The sequence below is a fragment of the Entomobacter blattae genome (assembly GCF_014672835.1).
GTDB classification, from domain to species: domain Bacteria; phylum Pseudomonadota; class Alphaproteobacteria; order Acetobacterales; family Acetobacteraceae; genus Entomobacter; species Entomobacter blattae.
Genome location: NZ_CP060244.1, coordinates 1,731,909 through 1,754,945, shown reverse-complemented (window position 1 = coordinate 1,754,945; position 23,037 = coordinate 1,731,909). Strand labels below are relative to the sequence as shown.

The following is a 23,037-nucleotide window of genomic DNA, read 5'->3' as shown; positions in this document are numbered from 1 at the left end:
ACACCTGGTGTATAAAGAGAAACGGAAACAGAAGGATCCTTTCCATTACCTCTTCCGTCGGGAGGAAGTAATGGCATGAAAGACGTTAACAATAAAAACCTTCCATGCCCCATAATACCCCTGCTCGTTCATAAAAAATACTTCCAAACAATAAAAGTATTTCAAGAAGACGCAATATCTTTTAGTCTAAAGCTGAATGAGCTGTTTCTTCTTCTGCTGAAACATCCTGCAGGCCAAAAATATTCTGTTCTGTAGGGATAAGATCCAGCACTTCCTCTTCTGTGGGGTCTGGTTCTGGCGCCTTACCTAAAGAGCGAACAATATCGTTCTTCATGTCGTTCACATTGATCTTGCTTTCAGCAATCTCACGCAGGGCGACAACTGGGTTTTTATCATTATCTCGTTCCACATGGAGCTCTCCCCCACGAGAAAGGTTACGAGCACGCTGAGCCGCATATAATACCAACTCAAAACGGTTTGGTACCATTTCAATACAATCTTCAACAGTCACACGTGCCATTCTATTATACCCTCATCGTTACCAGTTTAACGCTCAAAACAAGTCAAGAGACAGATTTACTCTTCTATAAAGATAGAGAGACATTCCTCAAAACACAAGAGCCAATCCATTTAAGAGCGGATCTTTACCATACTGAACCACTCCTCCTTTTGAGTGCTGAGAAAATGGTCTTTCATTTCCCTAACATTTTTTTTGAACAATGGATGAACCCACTCCGCAGCTATCTCTTCCATAGGAGCAAGAACAAATGCCCGCTCATGCATACGCGGATGCGGCAATACCAGATGAGGTGTAAGAATAGAAAGAGTGTTATAACAAATCAAATCCAAATCCAATACTCGTGCTTCATTCCTATTTTTACGAACACGACCTGCTTCTGCCTCAATGGCATGAAGCCGTGTCAAAAGCTCCTCTGGTAACAGATGTGTCTGGATTCGGATCACGCCATTTACATACCATGGCTGCTCAGAGTCAGGCACTGGCCGGGTTTTATACCAAGATGAAACAGTCATAACATTAATGTGTTCTTGATGAGAAAGCCTTGCTGCAGCCCATCGGCATATTTCCAGCGGTTCCTTGCCATACCTGTCCGCAAGGTTACTTCCAACGGCAACAACAATCATAAAGCCCTCTCATCTCCTAGTTAAGATTACTGTTTCGTCATTTTATACAATACAAAAATACTATATAAAGATATAAAAGTTGATTATATACACAGTCATCTTACAGCTTTCATCGAATACCCCCTTGCCAACTTATTACTCTTGTTGCAACAAAGAATAATAAAAATAGTTAATTACAATGCATTTTAGAACGCTTTACTTATAAAAAATGATATAAAAGGATTTTTTAATGTTATTTCAGCCAGATGAACGTGCTTGTCTTTTTATTGATGGCGCTAACCTCTATTCTGCCTCCAGAAGCCTTGGCTTTGATGTGGATTATCGTAACCTGTTAAGTTTTTTCCGCAAACATTGCACCATCATAAGAGCCTACTATTACTCTGCCGTTCTAGATACCGAGGAATATTCTCCCCTTAAGCCACTAACAGATTGGCTGGCCTATAATGGCTATTTTCTTGTTACCAAGAACGCTCGTGAATTTACAGACCAAAATGGCAAACGCCGTATTAAAGGCAGTATGGATATAGAATTGGCTGTGGATATGCTGGAACTTGCCCCACATATTGATCATGCTGTTCTCTTCAGTGGTGATGCTGATTTCAAACGTCTTATTGAATCTGTGCAAAGACAAGGGGTTAGAGTAACGGTTGTTTCCTCCATTCGCACCACACCACCTATGGTGGGTGATGAACTCCGAAGACAAGCAGACCAGTTCCTGGAATTGGCCGATATTGCCCCAGAATTTACCCGCAAACAAAATGACTTACGAAACCGTCCAGCATCGTCGTCCAATGGAGGGTATTTAAAAGCAACAGACCATAATGCCGCTATGCCCTATGACCCCGAATAGCCAAATCTCTCTGTAAAATGAGCCCTTGCCCCCCACCTCCGTCCCCCTGTTTTTTATGCAACCGTTTGGTGAGTTTCAGGGAAGAGAACAAGGCGAAATTTCCCGAGTGGTACAACGCTCCTATCCAACCCTGGGGAGACGAAAAAAGCACTTTTCTTATTGTTGGGTTGGCCCCAGGTTTAAAAGGAGCCAATCGAACAGGTCGTCCCTTTACAGGAGATTACGCTGGGGAACTGCTCTACTCTACTTTAATAAAGTTTGGTTTTGCCAAAGGTCATTACCTTGCTTCCCCCGATGATGGACTGACCTTAACAAACTGCCGTATTGTGAATGCTGTTCGGTGCGTGCCACCCCAAAATAAGCCCGTCATGGCTGAAATAAGAAACTGTAATCCTTATCTAAAAGAAGAAATCAATCAATTTGAACGATTAAAAGTAATCTTGGCTCTCGGGACCATTGCTCACCAGGCTGTTTTATTATCTCAAGGGAAAAGTATTCGGAACATTCCTTTTAGACATGGCCAACATCTTGCTCTTTCTTCGCAATTAACATTGGTGAATAGTTATCACGTGTCGCGTTACAACACCAGCACAGGCCGTCTTACGACGGAAATGTTTACTTCTGTAATTAAAAGTATTTTACCCTTAACTTATTAACTTAAACTTATTGATATTTTTAAATATCCTCTATAAATAGTCCCCATAAAAATTATATACCTTGTAAGCAGTCTGGAAGGCGGCGGCGCTGAATTCCCTATACCCAATATTATCCACGCTCTAGAAAAAGATGACTTCCATTTTCACGTTATAGCCCTTTTCCCACGGGATATGCTGGCTGCCAAGCGCCTTGAGGAGCATAATATTTGTTATACTGTTCTCCTTAAAAGCCGCAGAAATTTTCTTATTAACATTTACCAAATATGTCGTGATCTTGCGAAGGAACTTAAAAAAAACCGTCCAGATCTTCTCTGGACATCGTTGCCTACAGCAACCTTTTATGGTCAAATTTTTGGAAAATTATTAAAAATTCCTGTCGTCAGCTGGCAACATAGTGCCTATGTCAGGCCTTATAAAAAATTACTATTTTATTTCATGAGGAACCTTACCAAACTCTGGGTTGCAGATTCTGAAAACGTAGCTGTGTATTTACACGAACGGTTTCGCATTCCTTATAAAAAAATTCTCAACTGGCCTATTTTCTCTGTTTCTTCAACTCAACCACAAAGCCATTATAAGCCAGGAGAACAACCTTTTAAGGTTGGCTGTCTCGGCAGGCTTCACAAGCTTAAACGCTTTAATTGCCTTATTCAAGCAGCCCATATCCTCAAGCAGAAAGACCCCACTCTGGAACAGAAAATTCTTTTTTACATTGCTGGAAATGGGCCTGAGGAAAATAATCTTAAAGCCCTTACACAAACACTCGGTTTAAAAAATGTCATCTTTACGGGCTTTCTGTCAAACCCAGAACCGTATTTGGCCTCTCTTAATCTTTATATCCAGCCCTCCGATTACGAAGGCTTCTGTGTAGCTGCACACGAAGCCATGTCAGCTGGGTTACCCATTCTCTCCACTCCTGTTGGGCAGCTACAAATTAGTGTAAAACCTGGAATCACGGGAGAATATATTTCTGCCAGTAACCCCCGTGACATCGCAGATAAAATCTATTTTCTTTATCAGAATCCAGACCTACTCATTGGAATGGGCAACAACGCCAAGGCATATGTTCAGAAAAACTTCTCTCATGATGCTTTCCTTGAAGCTGCTAGAAAATTTACCAAGATCACTTCCCAATTTCTATAACGCTTTTTGATTTATAAAGACTCTCCTGTGGGAACGCCCGCTTTTAGTAAATTTTATAATATACAAGAAATAACCCCTATCATGAAATATTTTGGGAAAAAGAGAGAGGGTAAAAATCGTGAAAACCAATATTATTCCCCCATAATATCATTTCCCACCATTTCACTAACCATCTACCAGGATTTTTGCCCCTCCCTGATCTGAGCATCAATCCAACACTCGTTTTTAGTCGATTTTATACTAGCAAAACGCCGCTATAGCCCTTTTAAAGAGGCCATTACTCTTGCCCCCTACTTACTTACCAACAAATTTTGCAGAAAAATCTTTAACAAAAAAAGAGGAGCACCTCACAGCGGCAAGCCATATAATGGCTGATACAAGAATATCTGGATACAAGGGCCCTAACACAGGACCGTGGCAGTGGCTTTAATGATCATAACCGGTTTTTCTAGCCAAGGGGCGGCCGATATCTCCTACCCCTAAAAGGTACCAACAAAAAACAGGGCCTGCCCTATGGGTTAGCTGTGTGTTTGCTGATGGGAGTGGCAGCTTGTAGTCATTCTTCTCCTCAATCATCGGGGGGAGCCAACCCTGAGTTCTTCACATGACGGTTCCACTGGTACTAACGGCCAACCAGATTGCCCTTTCCCGTGTCATCATAGGCAGTAAGTGAACTGGCCTTTATTCGTTACAGGCTTCAGCCACACCAGATGTACGCCAAGGAAATATCTGTTCTCTCTACCAAGGGTTTGGAGGGAATGATAAAGAGAAGCCGGCCTACCAGAGCAGGTCTCAAGTCTGATATACGTATGAGAGAAAAACACATGAGAGAAAGGCCTTATAAAGATCTTATACCTTTAAAGATTTTATAACAGAGCTTTAAGGGGCTTTGGGTATCCGTATCTTTAGAAAACTCTTCAAAGGCTCCACTAAAAACAGGCTGCCCCCCCTTGCGAGCTATTGTTGGATGATAAAGAAAAATTCCATAGCTCAATGAGTGATTCTTCCAAAAATCAATACTCCCCAACCTTAAAGATTGGGGAGCATCATTAGTTAAACCTGTTGGAGAATTAAACAGTTTTTACCAAGTCCAGTTACGGATTTCTGGCATATCTTCACCATGTTCATGAATGTAGGCTTTATGCTCAATGAGCTTGTCACGCAGATATTGAACAATGTAGGCAGACTGATTGCCAATTGTTGGAACCCGGTTAATAACATTCTCAACAATATGATAACGATCCAGATTATTCTCTACTGCCATATCAAATGGGGTTGTGGTTGTTCCTTCTTCTCTAAATCCATGCACATGGAAATTACGATTATTTTTCCGCTTATAAATCAGGCGATGAATAAGAGCTGGATAGCCATGATAAACAAAAATGACCGGTTTATCTGCTGTAAACAACATATCAAAGTCAAAATCTTCCATACCATGAGGATGCTGATCATGAGACTGAAGCACCATAAGGTCTACAACGTTAATAACGCGCACTTTTAAATCAGGTAAAAGTTCTCTCAGTAACTTAACGGCAGCCATGGTCTCAAGAGTTGGAACATCCCCTGCACAAGCTAATACCACATCGGGATCCTGACCCTTATCATTACTGGCCCATTCCCAAATTCCAATACCTTGGCTGCAATGTTTGATAGCTGATTTCATATCCAGCCATTGTTGCTGAGGTTGCTTACCGGCAACAATAACGTTAATTCGGTCCCAGCTTCTCAAACAATGGTCAGCGACACAAAGCAATGTATTGGCATCTGGTGGAAGATAAACACGAGAAACATCTGCTTTTTTATTGACGATATGATCAATAAAACCCGGATCCTGATGGCTAAACCCGTTATGGTCTTGCCGCCATACATGTGAGGTTAAAAGGTAGTTAAGAGAAGCAATTGGTCTCCTCCATGGTAGCTCTTTGCAGTGCTTTAACCATTTAGCATGCTGGTTTACCATGGAATCGACAATATGGATGAAGGCCTCATAGCATGACATAAAGCCATGGCGACCGGTCAGCAAATACCCTTCAAGCCAGCCTTGGCATGTATGTTCACTCAACACTTCCATAACGCGACCATCGACTGCCAGATGATCATCATAATCGAATGTTTTGGCATTCCAGGCCCTATTCGTAACCTCCAAAACCGCACCCAAACGGTTTGAGTTATTTTCATCGGGTGCTAGAACACGGAAATTCCTGGTCGCTTCATTCATCTTCATGACATCACGCAGGTAATTACCCAGAACTTTGGTAGCTTCGTTAAAATCTTTACCTGGAGAAGAGATATTAACGGCATATTTACGGAAATCTGGCAACCGAAGAGGACGTTTTAACAATCCACCATTTCCATAAGGAATGGCACTCATTCTTTTATTGCCAGTTGGCGCAAGATCTTTTAGCTCTTGCTTCACTGAGCCATTCTCATCAAACAATTCTTCTGGTTTATAGCTTTTCAACCATAACTCCAGATCTTTCAAATGTTCTGGATTGCTCAATTCACCAAAAGGAACCTGATGAGCGCGCCAGTAATCTTCAGTTTTCAGGCCATCAATTTCTTTTGGCCCTGTCCATCCTTTAGGGCTGCGCAAAACAATAACGGGCCAGACAGGTCGGGTTGTATCGTTATTAACACGTGCATTTTTTTGAATGGCCTCAATTTGGTCAAAAGCCTCATCAAGGGCAGTAGCCATTTTTTGGTGCATAATATCATATTCATGCCCTTCAACATAAATAGGATTATAACCATAGCCCTTGAGCAAATCTGTTAGCTCTTCTTTAGGAATACGAGCCAAAACAGTGGGATTGGCAATTTTGTATCCATTCAAATGAAGAATAGGTAAAACAGCACCATCAGTTTTGGGATCAAGGAACTTATTACTATGCCAAGCTGTAGCCAGAGGTCCGGTTTCAGCTTCACCATCCCCGATAACACAAGCGCAGATTAGATCTGGGTTATCAAACACCGCACCATAAGCATGAGAAAGAGAATAACCTAACTCTCCCCCTTCATGGATAGAACCTGGCGTGCTAGCAGCTGCATGGCTTGGAATACCACCAGGAAAAGAGAACTGCTTAAAAAACTTAAACAACCCTTCTTCATCTTCTGTAATATCGGGAAAATATTCCGTATAAGTACCCTCTAAGTAGCACGCAGCCAAAATTCCGGGAGCACCATGGCCTGGACCCGTAATATAGAGAATATCTTTATCACGTTTTTTGATGATACGATTAAGATGCAAGTAAATAAAGCTTAACCCTGGCGTTGTACCCCAGTGCCCTAAAAGACGGGGCTTGGTATGTTCCAACTTCAAGGGTTCACGCAAAAGGGGATTTGCAAGAAGGTAAATCTGCCCTACGGCCAAATAATTGGCAGCTGCCCACCATTTATTAAAAAGTTTAACTTCTTGGTCACTTAAAGGCTTTTGTTGTACATCTGATTGAGCCATATCTCTCATCCTTGTTACCTTCGAGCTTGCCCTTAAAAACAGGCTTACTCTAAACTCATTTTAAAAAATAAATATAAAACAATAAAACTAAATTAATTCAGAACAGGTTGTGCAACAACACCATTGATGACACCAATAATCTCTTTAAGCATGACTTGTTCTTCATTTGTGCGAATAACCCGCACCTCTATCTGACTATTTTTTGTGCTAATCACCTCTGGTTTGCCAGAATTATTGGCCGCCACATCCAACTCTATGCCTAGCCATGCCAGACTATGGCAAACTCTCTCTCGTAATTCGGCATCGTTTTCACCAATACCGGCTGTAAAAACAATTCCATCCAACCCACCAAGAGCAGCCACTAAACTGCCTATTTCACAAACAATTCTGTAACTGAATAAGTCCAGTGCTTCTTTTGCGGGTAAAGAGTCGTTATTCTCCCTCTGGAATTGCCGCAACTCACGCATGTCATTTGAAATGCCTGAAACTCCCAACAACCCAGATTGACGATAAAGCAGATCAGAAATCTGATCAGCATTTAAATTTTGTTCACGCATCATGTAGAGTAGCACACCAGGGTCTATACGCCCACAACGTGTTCCCATGACCAAGCCATCAAGAGCTGTAAAGCTCATAGTTGTTTCTATACCAATACCCTCTTTTATGGCACAAAGACTTGCTCCATTCCCCAAATGAGCAACAACCACTCTCCCCTTAGCAAGCTTTGGCGAAATATGCTTGAGTTGGTCAGCAATATACTGGTATGAGAGCCCATGAAAACCATAACGACGTATATCAGAATCAAAATATCGCCGAGGAATAGCCAGCCTCTTCGCTACATCTGGCATGGTATGATGAAAAGAGGTATCAAAACAAGCAATCTGTAACAGATCTTTTCTTTTTTTTCTCAAAGTATAGATCGGCGCCAAGCTGCCAGGTTGATGAAGAGGTACAAAAGGTGTTAACCGTTCAAGCTCTAAGAGAACCTCATCTGTAATAATGGTGGGCTGAATATATTTTGCCCCTCCATGCACAACACGATGGCCAACCGCTCTAAGGGTCTTCTCTCCAAGAAAATTCTCAAGCCATTCGTCAATATAGGAAACGAGATGTTCTCTTTCCTGATGAGTCCCTACCGAGGCTTTCCCCCAGCTTTTCTCTACTAGAAGTTTTCCTTCTGCATTGACCGCTTTAAAATAAGGTTCCGTTCCAATACCCTCAAGCAGCCCGCAGGCCAATTGCTTGGAAGTGTGCTCATCCTCTATTTCAAATAATGAAAATTTCATGCTCGATGAGCCAGAATTTAAGACAAGGATTGCATCCATTACTTTTGCAGCATCCCTTCAAAAAAAATAAATAGGAGAATCTTCTCCAAAATCATATTTAAAAAACAGTTTAGCTAAAATATTTGTTAAGGCTATCGCCAAAAATGATTTTATGCAAGACGAAGCCACCCGAATCATACACAAAAAATTGATTTTGGATAAAAATTCTTTTTATAGGGCCAAAAACCTCATTTTTTTATTTTTTATTCAATCATATTCATCAAAATATAAACAAATATTCCCCCAAAATGGTTGCCATATGGGAGAACAAGACACTCCCAACAGCAAGAGTTCGAAGGGGCTAAAAACGCGCCACCTGCAGAGAATTACCTTTTTCCCACATAACGACGCTTATAAATTAAGCATCTTTTTAAGATCTAAAGAGGAAATGGTTTTTTCTTTTCCTTTTCGGATTTTTTCCAAAATATTAGCAGCAAGCAAGATAGTAATCTTCCAGCTCATCCAAACTGTTTTCAACCAGTTGGGCAATGTCATAGGTCTTGGTTCGGCCTGTCTGTTTTGCCAGAAAGTCAAGTCGTTCTTCAGTTCCCTACCTATTAAAACTAATCCAGGTTACGATTGCGCAAAAGACGTGCTTTATCCCTTTGCCAGTCACGGTCAGCAATAGCCTGTCTTTTATCGGCCTTTTTTAACCCTTGGCCCAGGCCCAATGTTACCTTGGCCATACCCCGGGAATTAAAATGGATATCCAATGGCAATAACGTCATTCCCTGGCGAGAAATAGCCCCAAGCAGCCTGTTTTGTTCTTTTTTATGAACCAGCAACTTACGAGGAGCCCTAGGTTCAAAGCGTGAAAGAACACCCCCCTGATATTCAGGAATATAAACATTAAATAGCCAAAGTTCTCCCTCCCTTTCAGCGGCATACGCCTCGGTGAGGGTTGCACGACCATGCCTGAGGCTTTTAACTTCCGGCCCCTTCAAAACCAGGCCGGCTTCCAGGGTTTCTTTAATAGCGTAATCGTGCCTAGCTTTCCGATTCTGAGCAGCAGTGCCAAACGAGATAAGACTATTCTTTTTCTTTGCACTTTTTGCCATACTGGTTATAAAATTCCTCCAACCTTATGAAGAGCCTCTTCCACTTTCTTCTTTGATTCTGCAGAAAGGGGGGCTAAAGGCAACCGGCAATGTTCTGTGCTTTTCCCAATAAGCGAAGCAGCATATTTTATAGGAGCAGGATTACTTTCACAAAACAAAGCATCATGCAGGGGGAAGAGCCTATCTTGAAGGTTTATAGCCTCTTGTGTTTGGCCTGATGTCCATAATTTCTGGATACGGGCACAAAGGGCTGGTGCAATATTGGCTGTAACACTGATACACCCTACCCCTCCAGCAGCCAGGAAGGACACCGCTGTCCCATCTTCTCCTGAAAGCTGAATAAAATCATTCCCCACAGCGTGTTTCACCTGGAGCGGCCGCAAAAGATTGGCTGTCGCATCCTTTACGCCAATAATATTACGATGCTGAGCCAGGCGGGCAAGAGTCTGGACCGAAAGATCAATAACAGAACGGCCTGGGATATTATAAACAAACAGAGGAAGGTCGATATTATCGGCCACAGAAGTAAAGTGAAGATATAATCCTTCTTGTGTAGGCTTATTGTAATAAGGCGTAACAACCAGTACCGCATCTGCCCCTGCTTTTTGGGCATGCCGAGCCATTTCCACGGCTTCAGCAGTACTATTAGAACCGGCTCCCGCTATAATGGGTACCCGCCCAGAGGCCACTTTTACAGCGATCTCCACAACGTCCCGATGTTCTTGATGGGTAAGGGTGGGGCTTTCGCCCGTGGTACCAACAGGAATAAGGGCTGATGTCCCTTCCTGGATTTGCCAGTCCACGAGGGATTCAAAGGCCTGTTTATCAACACTTCCATCTTTTTTCATAGGGGTGATCAGTGCAGTCATTGAACCTGAAAAGCGAGTCTGGCCCATAATGGATTACCTTCCAATAAACAAACAGAAGAACGTTGTAAGTAACGAAAGCAAGCCTTTAGCAGCGCAAAATCAGGAGCACATCCACAGGCTTTTATAAAATATTAGCACGCCCACATTTTTTTCCATAGTCCGTCTCTTTTTCTATCCTTTTTTCTATAAGAGGGGAAATGGCAAGGCATGCACACCACCGGCATCTTCAAACAGCAGAACCTGGCGTACTACTTCGGAAACGGGAGGCTGGATAGGCACCTAACACTTTGACTTGATCTGAAAAAAACACCAGTTCATCAAGAGCCTGCCGAAGATGAGGAGATTCGGGTGATCCCTCAACATCGATAAGAAATTGACTGGAAACAAAATTTCCATCAATCATATAGCTCTCTATGCGTGTAATATTTACACCATTAGTAGCAAACCCTCCAAGAGCCTTATAAAGAGCAGACGGGATGTTCTCACTCCGAAACAAAATAGTGGTCATCATTTGCTGAGTGTTACGTTCTGCACTGGCAGCACTATCATCTTCCTCTTTAGAGACAACGTAAAAACGCGTTGTATTATGGGCAGCATCTTCTACATTACGTTGTAAAATCTCAAGGCCATACAGCTCACCCGCCAGGGAAGAGGCTATGGCGGCATCTTCCTTATTAGCCCATTTGGCCACCGACTCTGCAGCACCGGCTGTATCGGATTCAACTACGGGTTCAACATGTAATTGCTCCAGTAAATGGCGCACCTGCCCCATGGCAACAGGGTGCGTATGAATGCGCTTGATATCTTTTATATGAGCACCTGGCACCCCTAAAAGGCAATGCTCAATCCTTTGAAAATGCTCCCCCACAATAAATAGACCTGATTGGGGCAACAGCACATGAATATCTGGCACTCGGCCTGCCAAACTGTTTTCACACGCCAGCATAGCTAGCCGGGCTTGCCCCTCTTTTACAGCCTGAATCGCCTCAGCAAAACTCAGGCAAGGCAGGGTTTTCCAATCGGGGTACATTGTCCTGCAAGCCAGGTCTGAATAAGCCCCTGGTCTGCCCTGAAAAGCAATTATTCTCGATGCCATAATTCTGTAAAATCCCTACACTTGCTCTGCTTTTTTTGCCATCAGTTTTTGTATAAGCTTTAGATCTTCCGGTGTATCGATACTAAAGGGCGGTGTCACCACACTGCTACAACCTATTCGCAAGCCCGCTTCCAAAGCACGAAGCTGCTCAAGCTTTTCACGACGTTCTAAAAGAGTTTGCGGATAAGTGACAAAACGGTGCAAACTTTCCCTTTTGTAAGAATAAATTCCTATATGGTGCCATCTATCCCCCTCCCCCCATGGAATAGGCTGTCGGGAAAAATATAGAGCCCGGGTATAGAGGCTGCCTGGCGTAAAGACACAGGCCACCTTGACATTCGATGGATTATCAGCATCGTTATTATCGAGATGGGAGACAAGAGTTCCAATATCAATGTCAGGGCTATTCAGTGGGATAAGCACCTTAGAAATCACTTCAGGATCAATATCTGGCAGATCTCCCTGCAGGTTTACAATTTTATCGAAACGGCCATCGGGGTCAACTTTCAAGAGCGCCTGATAGATGCGATCAGAACCACTGGGCATCTCTTGATCTGTTGCAACAACGTCCCCTCCTGCTGCTTGTACAACGCTGAGGATCTCCTCATCACCGCTTGCGACATAGACCGGCCCTATACCCGATCGTACAGCCCTTTCCCAAACATGAACAATCATGGGCTTACCATCAATCTCTGCCAAGGGCTTCCCTGGAAGACGAACAGAGGACATGCGGGCAGGGATAAAAATTGCTGTGGTCATCTTTAAAATAATTCAATATCAAACTTTAAAACTTGGTTATGTTAGCCATTATCATTATTTTTAGGTATTGTGCATTTATTTTTCCGATTATGGGAATTCACTTTAATGTTTTTATACCCTAAGCCCTCCTATCCCAAGCCAAACATCTTATAAACCTCTATGGTAAGTGCCATGTACCACGTACCACGTACCACGCTTTTATACAGATCAATAATACCTATGGTAAATGACTTTTAGCCTTCCTGCCTTTGATAGCAAGAATAAATCCCGTTTTATCATTGCTGACCCAACGGCTCTTTTAAACCTTGTTTCAAGTTAACGGATATTATGAATTTTCTGGATTGGAATAAAACGGCGATTGCCTTTGTTCTCTCTTTTGCAACCCTTGGAGGGTGTTGGTATGTAGGCCAAACCCTTGTTGCAGCCAAGCCCCCCCCAACCCCAGCCATACCCCTTAATAAGGAAAGTGAGCCAGACAAGGCAAAAGGAGACTCCCTCAAAGCCCTTATCACGCAGGCCAATGCACAAAACGGACAACATATGGCACAAATGCTTTGCTCCGTATGCCATACCTTTACCAAAGATGCTGCCAATACGCTCGGACCCAATCTTTATAACATTGTGAACAGACCCATTGCCTCCTCAAATGGCTATAGTTACACTCCGGCTCTTCATGCCAAACAAAAAGAGAGCTGGACGCTTGAAAATCTGTGGGAGTGGCTTACAGCGCCTCAAAAATTTGCTCAGGGAACAAAAATGGCTTTCCCCGGTATAAGCGATAAGCAGCAATTGGCCGATATGCTGGCTTATCTGCAAACCCTTTCTGATTCCCCTCCTAAAAACGCTGAAAAGAAATAACAGATCATGACTCACCCAACGCCTTCTCATGCCGATATTTCCTCTACACCCGATATTTCTCCCACACATTGGGCAGATTTGCTTGCCGTAGCAGAAATGGCCATAGAACAGGCGGGAAATATTATCCGCCCCCTGTTCCGCTCTGCCTTGGTTACCGAGGAGAAAAAAGATCTCAGCCCCGTAACCTTGGCCGACCAGGGGGCAGAACAGGCGATAAGACGATGCCTAACCCACTATTTCCCGCATTATGGTCTTATTGGTGAGGAGCAAGGTACACTCGCCACAGAGAGCCGCTTTTATTGGGTGGTTGACCCCTTAGATGGCACAAGGGCTTTTATTACAGGGAGGCCTACTTTTGGCACGCTCATTGCCTTACTGGATCATGGCACCCCCATCCTGGGTATTATTAACCAACCTATGACCAACGAACGCTGGATTGGCATAAAAGGCCAGCCAACACGCTTTTCCTCCCCCTTTGGTGGCCAGGCCAAAACACGGGCATGCTCCAAGATTGATGAGGCAGAACTTTCTTGCACTTCCCCGGAAATGCTGGAGCTTGCCCCAACCCCTTTCTGGCCAAAGCTCGCCAAAAGGGTAAAGCGAGTAAGTTGGGGAGGCGATTGTTATGGCTATGGCCTTTTAAGCCTAGGACTGATTGATCTTGTTGCGGAGTGTGATATGAAAATATGGGATTGGGCCGCTCTCGTGCCCATTATTGAGGGGGCTGGCGGGTATATTACGGATTGGGCCGGCCAACCCCTTAGCCATAACAGTAATGGCACGGTTTTGGCCGCTGGTGCTAAAAATCTTCATGAAGAAGCGGTTTCCATCCTAAGCCATTCAGGGTAATATCCCTTAACAACACCCTTGAGTTCCCGACAATGTCGGTCACACCTCTAATTTGTGGTAATTTTTTATGACATCGCATTTCTCTCTCGCCAAAGACAAAATCCGTATCCTTCTCCTGGAGGGGATCCATCAAAGTGCCGTAGAGCTGTTAAAAAATAACGGTTATGAAAACGTACAACTCCTGGGAACAGCCCTAGATGGAGCCCAGCTTAAACAAGCGCTGGAAGGTGTTCATATGGTGGGTATACGCTCTCGTACCCAGCTCACCCAAGAGGTTATTGAAGCGGCAGACCGCCTGATGGCCATTGGCTGTTTTTGTATTGGCACTAACCAGGTTAACCTTACCACAGCTGAGCATGCCGGTATTCCGGTTTTTAATGCCCCCTACAGCAATACACGCTCCGTTGCTGAGCTGGCTATGGGCGAGATTGTCATGCTCATGCGCGGCATTTTCCCCAAATCTCTCTCCTGCCACCAGGGAGGATGGACAAAATCTGCTGCCAATAGTTGGGAAGTCAGAGGGAAAACCCTTGGGATTATCGGCTACGGTTCCATTGGCTCACAGCTTTCCGTTCTGGCTGAGGCTTTTGGCATGCGGGTGATCTATTATGACGTGGTGGATAAACTTGGCCACGGAAATGCAACCCCTGCACCCTCTCTTGATGAGCTTCTTTCCCAAAGCGACGTTGTGAGCCTCCATGTTCCCCAGCTTCCCAGTACAGCCAATATGATTACCGCCGAACAAATTCACCGCATGAAGCCTGGATCATTTCTCCTCAATAATGCCCGTGGAAATGTTGTTGATATTGAAGCCTTGGCCGATGCCCTTAAAAGCAAGCATCTTCTTGGTGCAGCCATTGATGTTTTTCCAAAGGAGCCAAAAGGAAAAGATGACGAGTTTCTCTCTCCATTGCGAGGCTTGGAAAACGTTATTTTAACCCCCCATATTGGGGGCTCTACGGCAGAAGCCCAAAAAAGAATTGGTGAGGAAGTTGCTCGCAAACTGATAGACTATTCGGACATCGGATCAACCTTTGGTTCTGTGAACTTCCCTTCTGTTCAACTTCCCCCCACACCAAGGGGCACACGCTTTATGCATGTTCATAAAAATATTCCTGGGATATTAAGCGCCATCAACGATGTTCTGGCCCGTGAAAACACAAATATTACCGCACAATATCTGCAAACAGATGGGGAAATAGGCTATGTCGTTGTTGAAGCTGACACCAAAGGCGATACAGAAAAAGACTCCCGTATCTTATCTAGTCTGCGCAGCCTGGAGGGGACGATAAGAGCCCGTCTTTTATACCAACCCCCTGCTCGCCAATAACGGACGCGGATTGCCAATCCCAAATGGATGTTGTCCATATACAAAGTTTTGCTTTTGTAGGAATTGATGCTACCCCTGTTGATATACAAATCCAAATATCAACAGGGCTTCCTGCCTTTATTATTGTAGGGCTTGCCGATAAAACCATAGGGGAGGCCCGTGAGCGTGTTCGTGCTGCCCTCACTTCCTTGGGGTTGGCTCTCCCAGCCAAACGCATTACCATTAATATGGCACCAGCGGATCTCGTAAAAGAAGGCTCCCATTTTGATTTGCCTATTGCGCTGGGAATCCTTGCTGCCACAAATATTCTTCCTTTCGATATCATAAGGGCCTATGCGGCTATTGGCGAGCTTTCACTCGATGGTCATCTCCATCCTGTCAATGGGGTTCTTTCTGCCGCCATGGGAGCAGCCCAACTGTCTTTAGGGCTAATCTGCCCTGCCCAGCAAGGGAGTGAAGCCTTATTGGGGGGAGATATTAATGTGTTAGCACCCTCTAGCCTTAAAGCGTTGCTCAATCACTTCAAAGGCACTCAAGTTCTCCATCCCCCCTCTTTGCTCCCTCCGGAAAAATTTCATCCTGAACATGATTTATCCGAGGTAAAAGGAATGGAAAGCGCAAAGCGGGCAGTAGAAATTGCTGCAGCAGGCCAACACTCCCTTTTACTCTGTGGGCCGCCAGGAACGGGAAAATCCATGTTGGCTACACGCATGGTTGACCTCCTGCCAGACCTAACCCCTTACGAATCGCTAGAAACAACCCGTATCCACAGCATGGCGGGTATTTTAAAAACCCCCTCACCCGTTATTCGCCCCCCTTTTCGCGATCCCCATCACTCTGCTAGTCCTGCAGCTCTGGTGGGTGGTGGGACCAAAGCCAAGGCAGGAGAAATAAGCCTAGCTCATAACGGGATCTTATTTTTAGATGAGTTCCCCGAGTTTTCTCGACAAACACTTGAGGCCCTGCGCCAGCCCATGGAAACGGGTTATATGTCTGTCGCACGGGTGGCAGCTCATATCCGTTATCCTGCACGCTTCCAGCTTGTGGCTGCCATGAACCCCTGCCGCTGCGGCTATCTTTCAGATGCAAGCCGTGCCTGCACAAAGGCCCCCTTATGTGGGCAAGAATATTTTTCTCGCCTTTCTGGGCCCTTACTGGACAGAATAGATATGATCGTAACGGTCACTCCCGTAAGCCCTACCCAAATGAGCCAGCTCTCCACAGGGGAAAATACAGAAACTGTTCGTAAACGAGTACACCAAGCCAGACAAAAACAATATGAACGCCAAAACAACCAAAGCAATGCTTTCCTCTCCCTTGATGACATTGCACTGGATGAAGACGCCCGCGTTTTTACTGAAAAAGCTGCTGACAAACTCCGCCTATCTGGCAGGGCTTATACCCGGCTTGTACGAGTGGCGAGAACTATTGCAGACCTCGCCCAGGCTCCATACGTGACCACAACCCATATTGCCGAAGCCCTAAACTACCGGCATCGGCTATAACCTCCCAGCTATAACCTCTATGATAATACTTCTCTAACCTTTTAATTTTGCACCATTTTCGAGGTTGAGAGAGAATGAAAAGCGTGTTCAATATCAGCCACAAGATCCTGCCAATTTTCAAGCCCAATATAAAAACGGCACATTGGCCCTGGAAACGGCTTGCTAACATTGCGAGTAACAGACCCTAAACTTGGCAGCACCAAGCTTTCATATCCCCCCCACGAAGCCCCAATACCAAAGCGCTTTAAGGCATCAACCATCCTCTCGAGATCCTGGTAGGTATAGTCTGGCTTGAAAACCACCCCAAACAAGGGCGCTGCCCCTGAAAAGTCCCTCATCCAAAACTCATGCCCAGGAGAATCTTCAAAAGCAGGGTGCAGTAATTGCGCCACTTCTGGCCGTTTTTTCAACCAGCTTGCCACTCTATAGGCCGATATCGCCTGATGTTCCAAACGAACAGCCATAGTGCGCAAACCCCGCAAGGTTAACCAGCACGCATCAGGGCCTGCCATCTGACCAAGTTGAACCGCTGCATCTCTAAGGCTGTGCCAATCCTCTTCCTCTTGCACGCTCACAGCACCAAGAATAGCATCAGAATGCCCCCCAGGAAATTTTGTCAAAGCCTGGATTGAAACATCAACCCCATGCTCAAAAGGCTTGAAAATACCAATACCCCATGTGTTATCCATTATGAGCTTTGCTCCATTTTCGTGCGCAACAGCAGCCAACATGGCCACATCCTGAAACTCAAAGGTATGGCTTCCTGGGCTTTCAGAAAAGAGAACCTGAGTGTTAGACTGAATAAGGGTAGAAATCTCTTCAGCCGTCGCCAGAGGGGGATAATAGGTTGTGCTAACCCCAAAGCGCTTTAAAATCGTATTGGCAAAGCGCCGGGTCGGCCCATATACACTATCTGGCATCAGGCAGTGACCACCATGAGCCAAAAAAGTGAGCAAAGGTAAAGCACAAGCAGCAAGACCTGAACATACAACTTGGGTATGACTGGCCCCTTCTATCGTCGCAACAACCTGCTCTAGCCTGTGCTGGTTGGGAGAGCCCATGGCCCCATAAATGGTCTCATGCTCATAGAGGCGTTGTCCTTGTTTTTGCATGGCAGAAACACTAGGAAATAAAACGGTAGAACCCCGCTCCAAGGGTGGGTTAACAAAACTGCCATTTTCACGAGCCTTCTCCCGTCCCGCCTCAACAAGCATTGTGGCAAGCGTGCGCCATCCCTGTGAAACCCGTTCCAACATCGCCTCTTCCTGGTACTGTTTGTGCCGCATCACCCCAAAAACTCCTTATTTTCCACAGGGAAGGATTGTACCATTTTACCCCAGCCATTTAGTTTGTTCACATATCGCGTCTATTGTCTAATATGCAATCCTAAAATAAGCTTTCTTTTCTTAAAATAACTGAACTGTTTTTTTTCCTGAGGTGTTTTACAAAAGCGTTAGAGTTTTTAAATATAAGAATTCTTTTTCTGATATAGTACACTCGTCCTGATATAGTACACCCGAAGGATAGAACGTGCGCAATCCTTTAGCGCCAGTTTTATGGCGATAAAACCTTTCTATTCGGCATTTCTTTTTATTATAAAAATGGCATATTATGAGTATGGATTCCTCTTCCCCACCAAGTTCACCCCAGCAAGGGCCACCAGAACGCATTATGATGGGGCTTATGCTTGGTGGAATCGCTTATGGTTGCCTATTAACATTATATCCCTTTTTCTCCGCACTCTTGTGGGCAGGAATATTATGTTATGTAACCTGGCCACTTTTTTCTGCCATACGAAGCAGAACAAATAGCTTTATTGCAGCCCTCGCCATGTTAACCCTCTCTGCCCTGTTGGGGGTTCTTCCCATAGGGCTTATGGCCTCAACACTCCATACTTTCCCCGAAACCATGCAAGGAACTTTTCAACATATTGGAAACCACATAACTTTGCCTGCCCTTCCCAAGGCCATTACAACTCTGCCTTTTATTGGAGAAAAACTGTACCAAAAATGGGTCAGCTGGCAGCATAATCTGGCTAGTATTAGTGACTTTGTCCTTCCTTACCTTGGAACAGTAACCCGACTTTTTCTCTCCCTCCTCTTGCAGGCGGCCCAAGGAATCCTCCAACTTGTTATGGCCCTGTTCATTGCGTTCTTTTTTTGGCTGAATGGCGATATTTTGGGAGCAACCATTAAAGCCGTTATCTACCGCATTACCGGACCTTATGCTGAGCGGCTGTTACGCATGACAAGTGATACCATTCGGGGAACCGTTTATGGCGTACTCGGAACAGCTATATTACAAGGTATTCTCACCGGTGCTGGCTTTGCTTTTCTGGATATCCCTAATTCTGTTTTTTTTGGCTCTGTGGCTGCTTTTATTTCTGTATTGCCTATTGGAGCCCCTGTTGTGTGGATACCAGCAGCCTTATGGCTTATTTTTATGCATGGTAGAGTAGCGGCTGGTATCTTTCTTCTCCTGTATGGTGTTATTATTATCTCCGGTGCAGATCACTTTTTAAGACCAATGTTTATCTCTCGTGGAACACGCCTGCCTTACCTGCTGACCCTTCTGGGAATCCTAGGAGGGGTTATAGCGTTTGGCGGCATCGGTATTTTTTTGGGGCCTGTTCTTCTTGGTGTGGGCTTTACATTGGTTGCAGAATTCGCCTATGGACATGTCAGCCTTTATCAATCAAACAAATAATACCCCTATGATCCTTAATCCCCTCCATCCCCCCTTCAACCCCGATAGCTTTATGCACCATAAAGGATTGAAGATTATTAGCTGGAACTTGCTTCGTCGCATTGGTGCCTCGGTTTACGATATTGCTTATGTTATTGAAAAAGAGCAGCCTGATCTTCTGCTGATGCAAGAGGCCACAAAAGATATTGAACAGCTCCCCAACCTTTTAGGCGGTTATTACAAGCGCTTTCCCTTGCCTGATCGTATTCATGGGGTGGCTTACTGGGCCCCCTTTTACCCACTTCAATCGCAAACACTGACCCTTCCCAGGGGGGCACTTATCCGCCGTGTAGCCCAACTTTTACACTTTGGAAGTTTTTCCATTGCCAATGTTCATCTTTCTCATGGGCAAATTCTGAACCGAAGGCAATTACGCAGCATTAGCAAGGCCCTTCCCAAACATGCGGCTATTCTTGGAGACTTCAATATTATCGGCCCTGATTTCCTACCCGATTTTACAGACGTAGGCCCTAAAGAGCCCACGCACAAAATGATTGATGTGCTCCCCTTCCGTCTCGATCGATGCTTGGTGCGCGGCATGAACTGTGTGGAAGCTAACATTTTGCCCTATCAGTTTTCAGACCATATTCCCATTTCAGTCACTTTAAAACTGCCCCCCTATCATCATAAATAGGGCAGAAGAAGACGAGCAGAAGAATCCCTTAATTTTTGCAGCCATCCTCTTCTATCCAGATCGTAATGCGTTACACGCACGTGACGATGTTTGCCAATGAAATCGAAAAGCTCCTTGGCAAGGACTGAATCATAACATTCCAGGTTTGTTTCAAAATTCAACCGAAAGCTTCGAACATCCAGATTAGAGCTTCCAACAAAACTCCATATTCCATCGATCACCATCAGTTTAGAATGGTTAAAGGGCGGTTTGACCTTCCATATCCGACAACCTGCCTGCAAGAGCGGAGCACTGTTAGGAAGAGAGGCCCAGTCCACAATCGGGTGATTACTATATTGAGGAATTACGATATCTACCTCTACTCCCCTGAGAGCCGCCATAGAGATTACGGTAAGAAAACGTTCGTCGGGTAAAAAATAGGGGGTCATAATCCGAATACTACGCTGTGCCAAAGAAAGGGCTTCTAGCATGGTATATTCAATTTTACCCATATCGGCATCGGGGCCCGAGGTAACAACACGAGAAAGGCTGCTACCTTTAGAAAGTTGATTTTCTGAAAAAACCTCTTGGCCTAAAGCTTCTTTCGTAACAAAAAACCAGTCTGCAATAAAAGATTCCGCTAATTGTGAAATCACCGGCCCTTCAAGATAAAAATGGGTATCAGAAACCGGATGGCGAGGGTTTTGGGCCAGAATATTCTCATCGCCAATATTTACCCCCCCAATAAAACCTTTCTCTCCATCAATCACCAAAACCTTACGGTGAGTTCTCATATTAATAAACGACATGCCCCACGGTAAGGCAAACTGTAAAAAACGCCCGGCCTTAACACCATTTTTTCGTAATTTGGTAACAATAGGACATTTAAGATACCCACTTCCTATCCCATCCACCAACACATAGACCTTAACACCTTGCTTATGAGCACGAATGAGGGAATCAGCAAAGCTATTTCCAATATTGTCATTTCGTAAAATATAGGTGCTTAGTAGAATTGTTTTCTTGGCCTTTTCTATGGCCTCCAACATGGCAGGGTAGGTCTGATCACCGTTATAGAGGCATCTAATTTTATTTCCATTTAGTAACATTCTACCGGAAAGTTTATCAACAGCTTGCACTAAAGACCCGAAATATCCATCGACCCCACAACGAAAACGCTCAGAAGTAATATGCCCACTCCATGAGCGCTGCTGAACAAGCTTTCTGGCCAAACGGTTAACCCTGTTAATGCCAAAAGTGCAATAAAGAAGCACTCCAAGAAAAGGCATTAACCATACAGCGCCTATCCAACCAATAGCTGCGCCAGGGTCTCTTTTATAGAGGAGAATATGAAGGGTCGCCAAAAACGACAGCAAAATTCGTAAAGGAAATAGGGCACCCGCTATGGATATTCCAAAAAAATATTCTGTCATTTTTCTTTAATTAATTATAAAGTCAGTGAAACTCCAAACGGTCACTTTTCGGTCATACTCCACTTATCAAACCCTACGGCTCCCCTCTTCATTTTTTCGTTTTACCATGAATAAAATACGTCGCCCACAAAAAGGTGCCCTGCATTTTGCAATAGGATATAATGTTGAGCTGGCCGCATTACGGTATTTAACCACATCTGGCTGGCAAATACTCTCCCATCGGTACAAAACAGCCTATGGGGAGATCGATATTATTGCTCAACACAATGAGATACTGGTTTTTTTTGAAGTAAAACACAGAAAAACCTTACAAGATGCGGCTTACAGTCTATCAAGACGACAACAGGTGAGAATTTTAAACGCTGCCTCGTATATTTTGGCAGAACACACCCACTGGCACTATAAAGAGGTACGAATTGACGCGTTATTACACAATAGCCAAAACCAATGGGAGCATCTTACCAATATTGTTTCTATTGAATAAAATGCTCTTGTTATCGCTCCAGTAAAATAAGCTTTGTTCTAGAAATTAGGTACGGCTTCTATGCTTAGAAGCTTTCTTACCGTGATGATAGACGACATTATGAACAAGTTTTCTTGAAGAATGCCCATGATAAGCGACCCGAACCACGTTCTGATGAGCAGCACCCTTACGGCTATAATGAACACGGCGATAGGAATGATGCACTGCTGGTGGAGTTGCTGTTAAAGAGGCTAAGGTGAGTTTACCCGCTTCATAATCTGTAACAATATGTTCTGCCCTAGCTTTTTGCGGAGTTGAAAATGTTACAACAGCTGCACCAGCACAAACAACAAAAACCGTTTTGCTCACTAATCTACGGATCATCAACACTTCCTCAAACTTAAACGTTATGACGGCATGAATATGTCAAGATTTTTATACGTTATAGAAGAATTTGCAAGACCCTATTTCCAAAAAAATAAAAAAGGTATCTACCGAAGCAGATACCTTCAAAAAATAAACCCTATAAAACGAACCCATAAAGGTTATGATTTTTCCTTAAGGTTATGATTTTTCCTTTTCGCCCGTTAGCAGAGTCTCAAGCTCACCTGATTGAAACATTTCCATCACAATATCGCACCCTCCCACAAACTCCCCTTTCACATAAAGCTGGGGAATTGTAGGCCAGTTAGAAAACTGCTTAATACCTTCTCTGAGTTCAGTATCCGCTAAAACATCAGCAGTCTGAAAATCTACACCCATGTGCTGCAGGATTTGTACCACACGCGCCGAAAAACCACACTGAGGGAAATCTTTATTGCCCTTCATGTAAAGCATGATCGGATTCGAATCAATGTCGCTTTGAATACGTTGGAAGACGGGATTAGTCAT

Annotated in this window: 23 protein-coding genes; 10 read left to right on the top strand and 13 right to left on the bottom strand. The window is 44.2% G+C overall.

Annotation, left to right across the window (positions count from 1 at the left end; all coding sequences use genetic code 11):
- Window positions 1-181: 181 nt before the first annotated feature.
- The gene (rpoZ, locus tag JGUZn3_RS07780) at window positions 182-520 is read right to left on the bottom strand and encodes a DNA-directed RNA polymerase subunit omega (protein ID WP_203412994.1); all 339 of its coding nucleotides are present in this window, start codon (window positions 518-520) and stop codon (window positions 182-184) included.
- Window positions 521-630: 110 nt separating this feature from the next.
- On the bottom strand, window positions 631-1,143 hold the full coding sequence (gene folK, locus JGUZn3_RS07775) for a 2-amino-4-hydroxy-6-hydroxymethyldihydropteridine diphosphokinase (protein WP_203412993.1): 513 nt from the start codon (window positions 1,141-1,143) through the stop codon (window positions 631-633).
- Window positions 1,144-1,372: 229 nt separating this feature from the next.
- On the opposite strand from folK, the gene JGUZn3_RS07770 reads away from it, so the two are divergent.
- The 3 genes from JGUZn3_RS07770 to JGUZn3_RS07760 all read left to right on the top strand — a co-directional run bounded on the left by JGUZn3_RS07770 (window position 1,373) and on the right by JGUZn3_RS07760 (window position 3,792).
- Window positions 1,373-1,993 carry a LabA-like NYN domain-containing protein gene (locus JGUZn3_RS07770; protein WP_203412992.1) on the top strand — a complete coding sequence of 207 codons (621 nt, stop codon included), beginning with the start codon at window positions 1,373-1,375 and terminating at the stop codon, window positions 1,991-1,993.
- A gap of 68 nt (window positions 1,994-2,061) precedes the next feature.
- On the top strand, window positions 2,062-2,649 hold the full coding sequence (locus JGUZn3_RS07765; protein WP_338030724.1) for a uracil-DNA glycosylase: 588 nt from the start codon (window positions 2,062-2,064) through the stop codon (window positions 2,647-2,649).
- A gap of 36 nt (window positions 2,650-2,685) precedes the next feature.
- Entirely contained in the window at window positions 2,686-3,792 is a 1,107-nt protein-coding gene (locus JGUZn3_RS07760; RefSeq protein WP_338030805.1) for a glycosyltransferase, read from the top strand.
- Window positions 3,793-4,218: 426 nt separating this feature from the next.
- Here the strand turns inward: JGUZn3_RS07760 and JGUZn3_RS07755 are convergent, their stop codons facing one another.
- The 7 genes from JGUZn3_RS07755 to JGUZn3_RS07725 form a co-directional block, all read right to left on the bottom strand.
- Window positions 4,219-4,368 (bottom strand): hypothetical protein, encoded by a 150-nt coding sequence (locus JGUZn3_RS07755; protein ID WP_203412989.1) that lies wholly within the window; start codon window positions 4,366-4,368, stop codon window positions 4,219-4,221.
- Between the two features lie 505 nt (window positions 4,369-4,873).
- The gene (locus JGUZn3_RS07750) at window positions 4,874-7,243 is read right to left on the bottom strand and encodes a phosphoketolase family protein (protein WP_203412988.1); all 2,370 of its coding nucleotides are present in this window, start codon (window positions 7,241-7,243) and stop codon (window positions 4,874-4,876) included.
- 92 nt (window positions 7,244-7,335) lie between these two features.
- A complete protein-coding gene (locus JGUZn3_RS07745; protein WP_203412987.1) occupies window positions 7,336-8,568 on the bottom strand; it encodes an acetate/propionate family kinase in 1,233 nt (410 codons plus the stop codon).
- A 563-nt stretch (window positions 8,569-9,131) separates the two neighbouring features.
- On the bottom strand, window positions 9,132-9,626 hold the full coding sequence (gene smpB, locus JGUZn3_RS07740; protein WP_203412986.1) for an SsrA-binding protein SmpB: 495 nt from the start codon (window positions 9,624-9,626) through the stop codon (window positions 9,132-9,134).
- 5 nt (window positions 9,627-9,631) lie between these two features.
- Entirely contained in the window at window positions 9,632-10,522 is an 891-nt protein-coding gene (gene dapA, locus JGUZn3_RS07735) for a 4-hydroxy-tetrahydrodipicolinate synthase (protein WP_203412985.1), read from the bottom strand.
- A 199-nt stretch (window positions 10,523-10,721) separates the two neighbouring features.
- Window positions 10,722-11,591 carry a prephenate dehydratase gene (locus JGUZn3_RS07730; protein WP_203412984.1) on the bottom strand — a complete coding sequence of 290 codons (870 nt, stop codon included), beginning with the start codon at window positions 11,589-11,591 and terminating at the stop codon, window positions 10,722-10,724.
- A gap of 15 nt (window positions 11,592-11,606) precedes the next feature.
- Window positions 11,607-12,350, bottom strand: coding sequence for a 3-deoxy-manno-octulosonate cytidylyltransferase (locus JGUZn3_RS07725; protein WP_456305645.1), 744 nt, complete (start codon window positions 12,348-12,350; stop codon window positions 11,607-11,609).
- 327 nt (window positions 12,351-12,677) lie between these two features.
- Between JGUZn3_RS07725 and JGUZn3_RS07720 the strand changes: the two genes are divergently transcribed.
- From JGUZn3_RS07720 to JGUZn3_RS07705, 4 genes are all read left to right on the top strand, one after another.
- Window positions 12,678-13,208: a c-type cytochrome gene (locus JGUZn3_RS07720; protein ID WP_203412983.1), complete on the top strand. Its 531-nt coding sequence runs from the start codon at window positions 12,678-12,680 to the stop codon at window positions 13,206-13,208.
- 96 nt (window positions 13,209-13,304) lie between these two features.
- Complete coding sequence (locus JGUZn3_RS07715) at window positions 13,305-14,057, top strand: inositol monophosphatase family protein (RefSeq protein ID WP_408871774.1); 753 nt, start codon at window positions 13,305-13,307, stop codon at window positions 14,055-14,057.
- A gap of 67 nt (window positions 14,058-14,124) precedes the next feature.
- Window positions 14,125-15,387, top strand: coding sequence for a phosphoglycerate dehydrogenase (gene serA / locus JGUZn3_RS07710; RefSeq protein ID WP_203412981.1), 1,263 nt, complete (start codon window positions 14,125-14,127; stop codon window positions 15,385-15,387).
- A 23-nt stretch (window positions 15,388-15,410) separates the two neighbouring features.
- Window positions 15,411-16,892 carry a YifB family Mg chelatase-like AAA ATPase gene (locus JGUZn3_RS07705; protein ID WP_203412980.1) on the top strand — a complete coding sequence of 494 codons (1,482 nt, stop codon included), beginning with the start codon at window positions 15,411-15,413 and terminating at the stop codon, window positions 16,890-16,892.
- A gap of 41 nt (window positions 16,893-16,933) precedes the next feature.
- On the opposite strand, the gene metC is transcribed toward JGUZn3_RS07705, so the two are convergent.
- Window positions 16,934-18,178, bottom strand: a complete 1,245-nt coding sequence (gene metC / locus JGUZn3_RS07700; RefSeq protein WP_408871773.1) for a cystathionine beta-lyase — start codon at window positions 18,176-18,178, stop codon at window positions 16,934-16,936.
- Window positions 18,179-18,509: 331 nt separating this feature from the next.
- On the opposite strand from metC, the gene JGUZn3_RS07695 reads away from it, so the two are divergent.
- Together JGUZn3_RS07695 and JGUZn3_RS07690 are read left to right on the top strand one after the other, a co-directional pair.
- Window positions 18,510-19,598, top strand: a complete 1,089-nt coding sequence (locus JGUZn3_RS07695) for an AI-2E family transporter (RefSeq protein WP_203412979.1) — start codon at window positions 18,510-18,512, stop codon at window positions 19,596-19,598.
- Window positions 19,570-20,271 (top strand): endonuclease/exonuclease/phosphatase family protein, encoded by a 702-nt coding sequence (locus JGUZn3_RS07690; protein WP_408871735.1) that lies wholly within the window; start codon window positions 19,570-19,572, stop codon window positions 20,269-20,271. The genes JGUZn3_RS07695 and JGUZn3_RS07690 overlap by 29 nt, the downstream gene beginning before the upstream one ends.
- Here JGUZn3_RS07690 and cls read toward each other — a convergent pair.
- Complete coding sequence (cls, locus tag JGUZn3_RS07685; protein ID WP_203412978.1) at window positions 20,262-21,683, bottom strand: cardiolipin synthase; 1,422 nt, start codon at window positions 21,681-21,683, stop codon at window positions 20,262-20,264. The two genes, JGUZn3_RS07690 and cls, sit on opposite strands and share 10 nt — an antisense overlap.
- 25 nt (window positions 21,684-21,708) lie before the next feature.
- Here cls and JGUZn3_RS07680 point away from each other — a divergent pair, with 25 nt between their 5' ends.
- The gene (locus tag JGUZn3_RS07680) at window positions 21,709-22,167 is read left to right on the top strand and encodes a YraN family protein (RefSeq protein ID WP_203412977.1); all 459 of its coding nucleotides are present in this window, start codon (window positions 21,709-21,711) and stop codon (window positions 22,165-22,167) included.
- A gap of 45 nt (window positions 22,168-22,212) precedes the next feature.
- Here JGUZn3_RS07680 and JGUZn3_RS07675 read toward each other — a convergent pair whose 3' ends face one another.
- Together JGUZn3_RS07675 and grxD are read right to left on the bottom strand one after the other, a co-directional pair.
- Complete coding sequence (locus JGUZn3_RS07675) at window positions 22,213-22,530, bottom strand: hypothetical protein (RefSeq protein WP_203412976.1); 318 nt, start codon at window positions 22,528-22,530, stop codon at window positions 22,213-22,215.
- A gap of 180 nt (window positions 22,531-22,710) precedes the next feature.
- Window positions 22,711-23,037: a Grx4 family monothiol glutaredoxin gene (gene grxD / locus JGUZn3_RS07670; RefSeq protein ID WP_203412975.1), complete on the bottom strand. Its 327-nt coding sequence runs from the start codon at window positions 23,035-23,037 to the stop codon at window positions 22,711-22,713.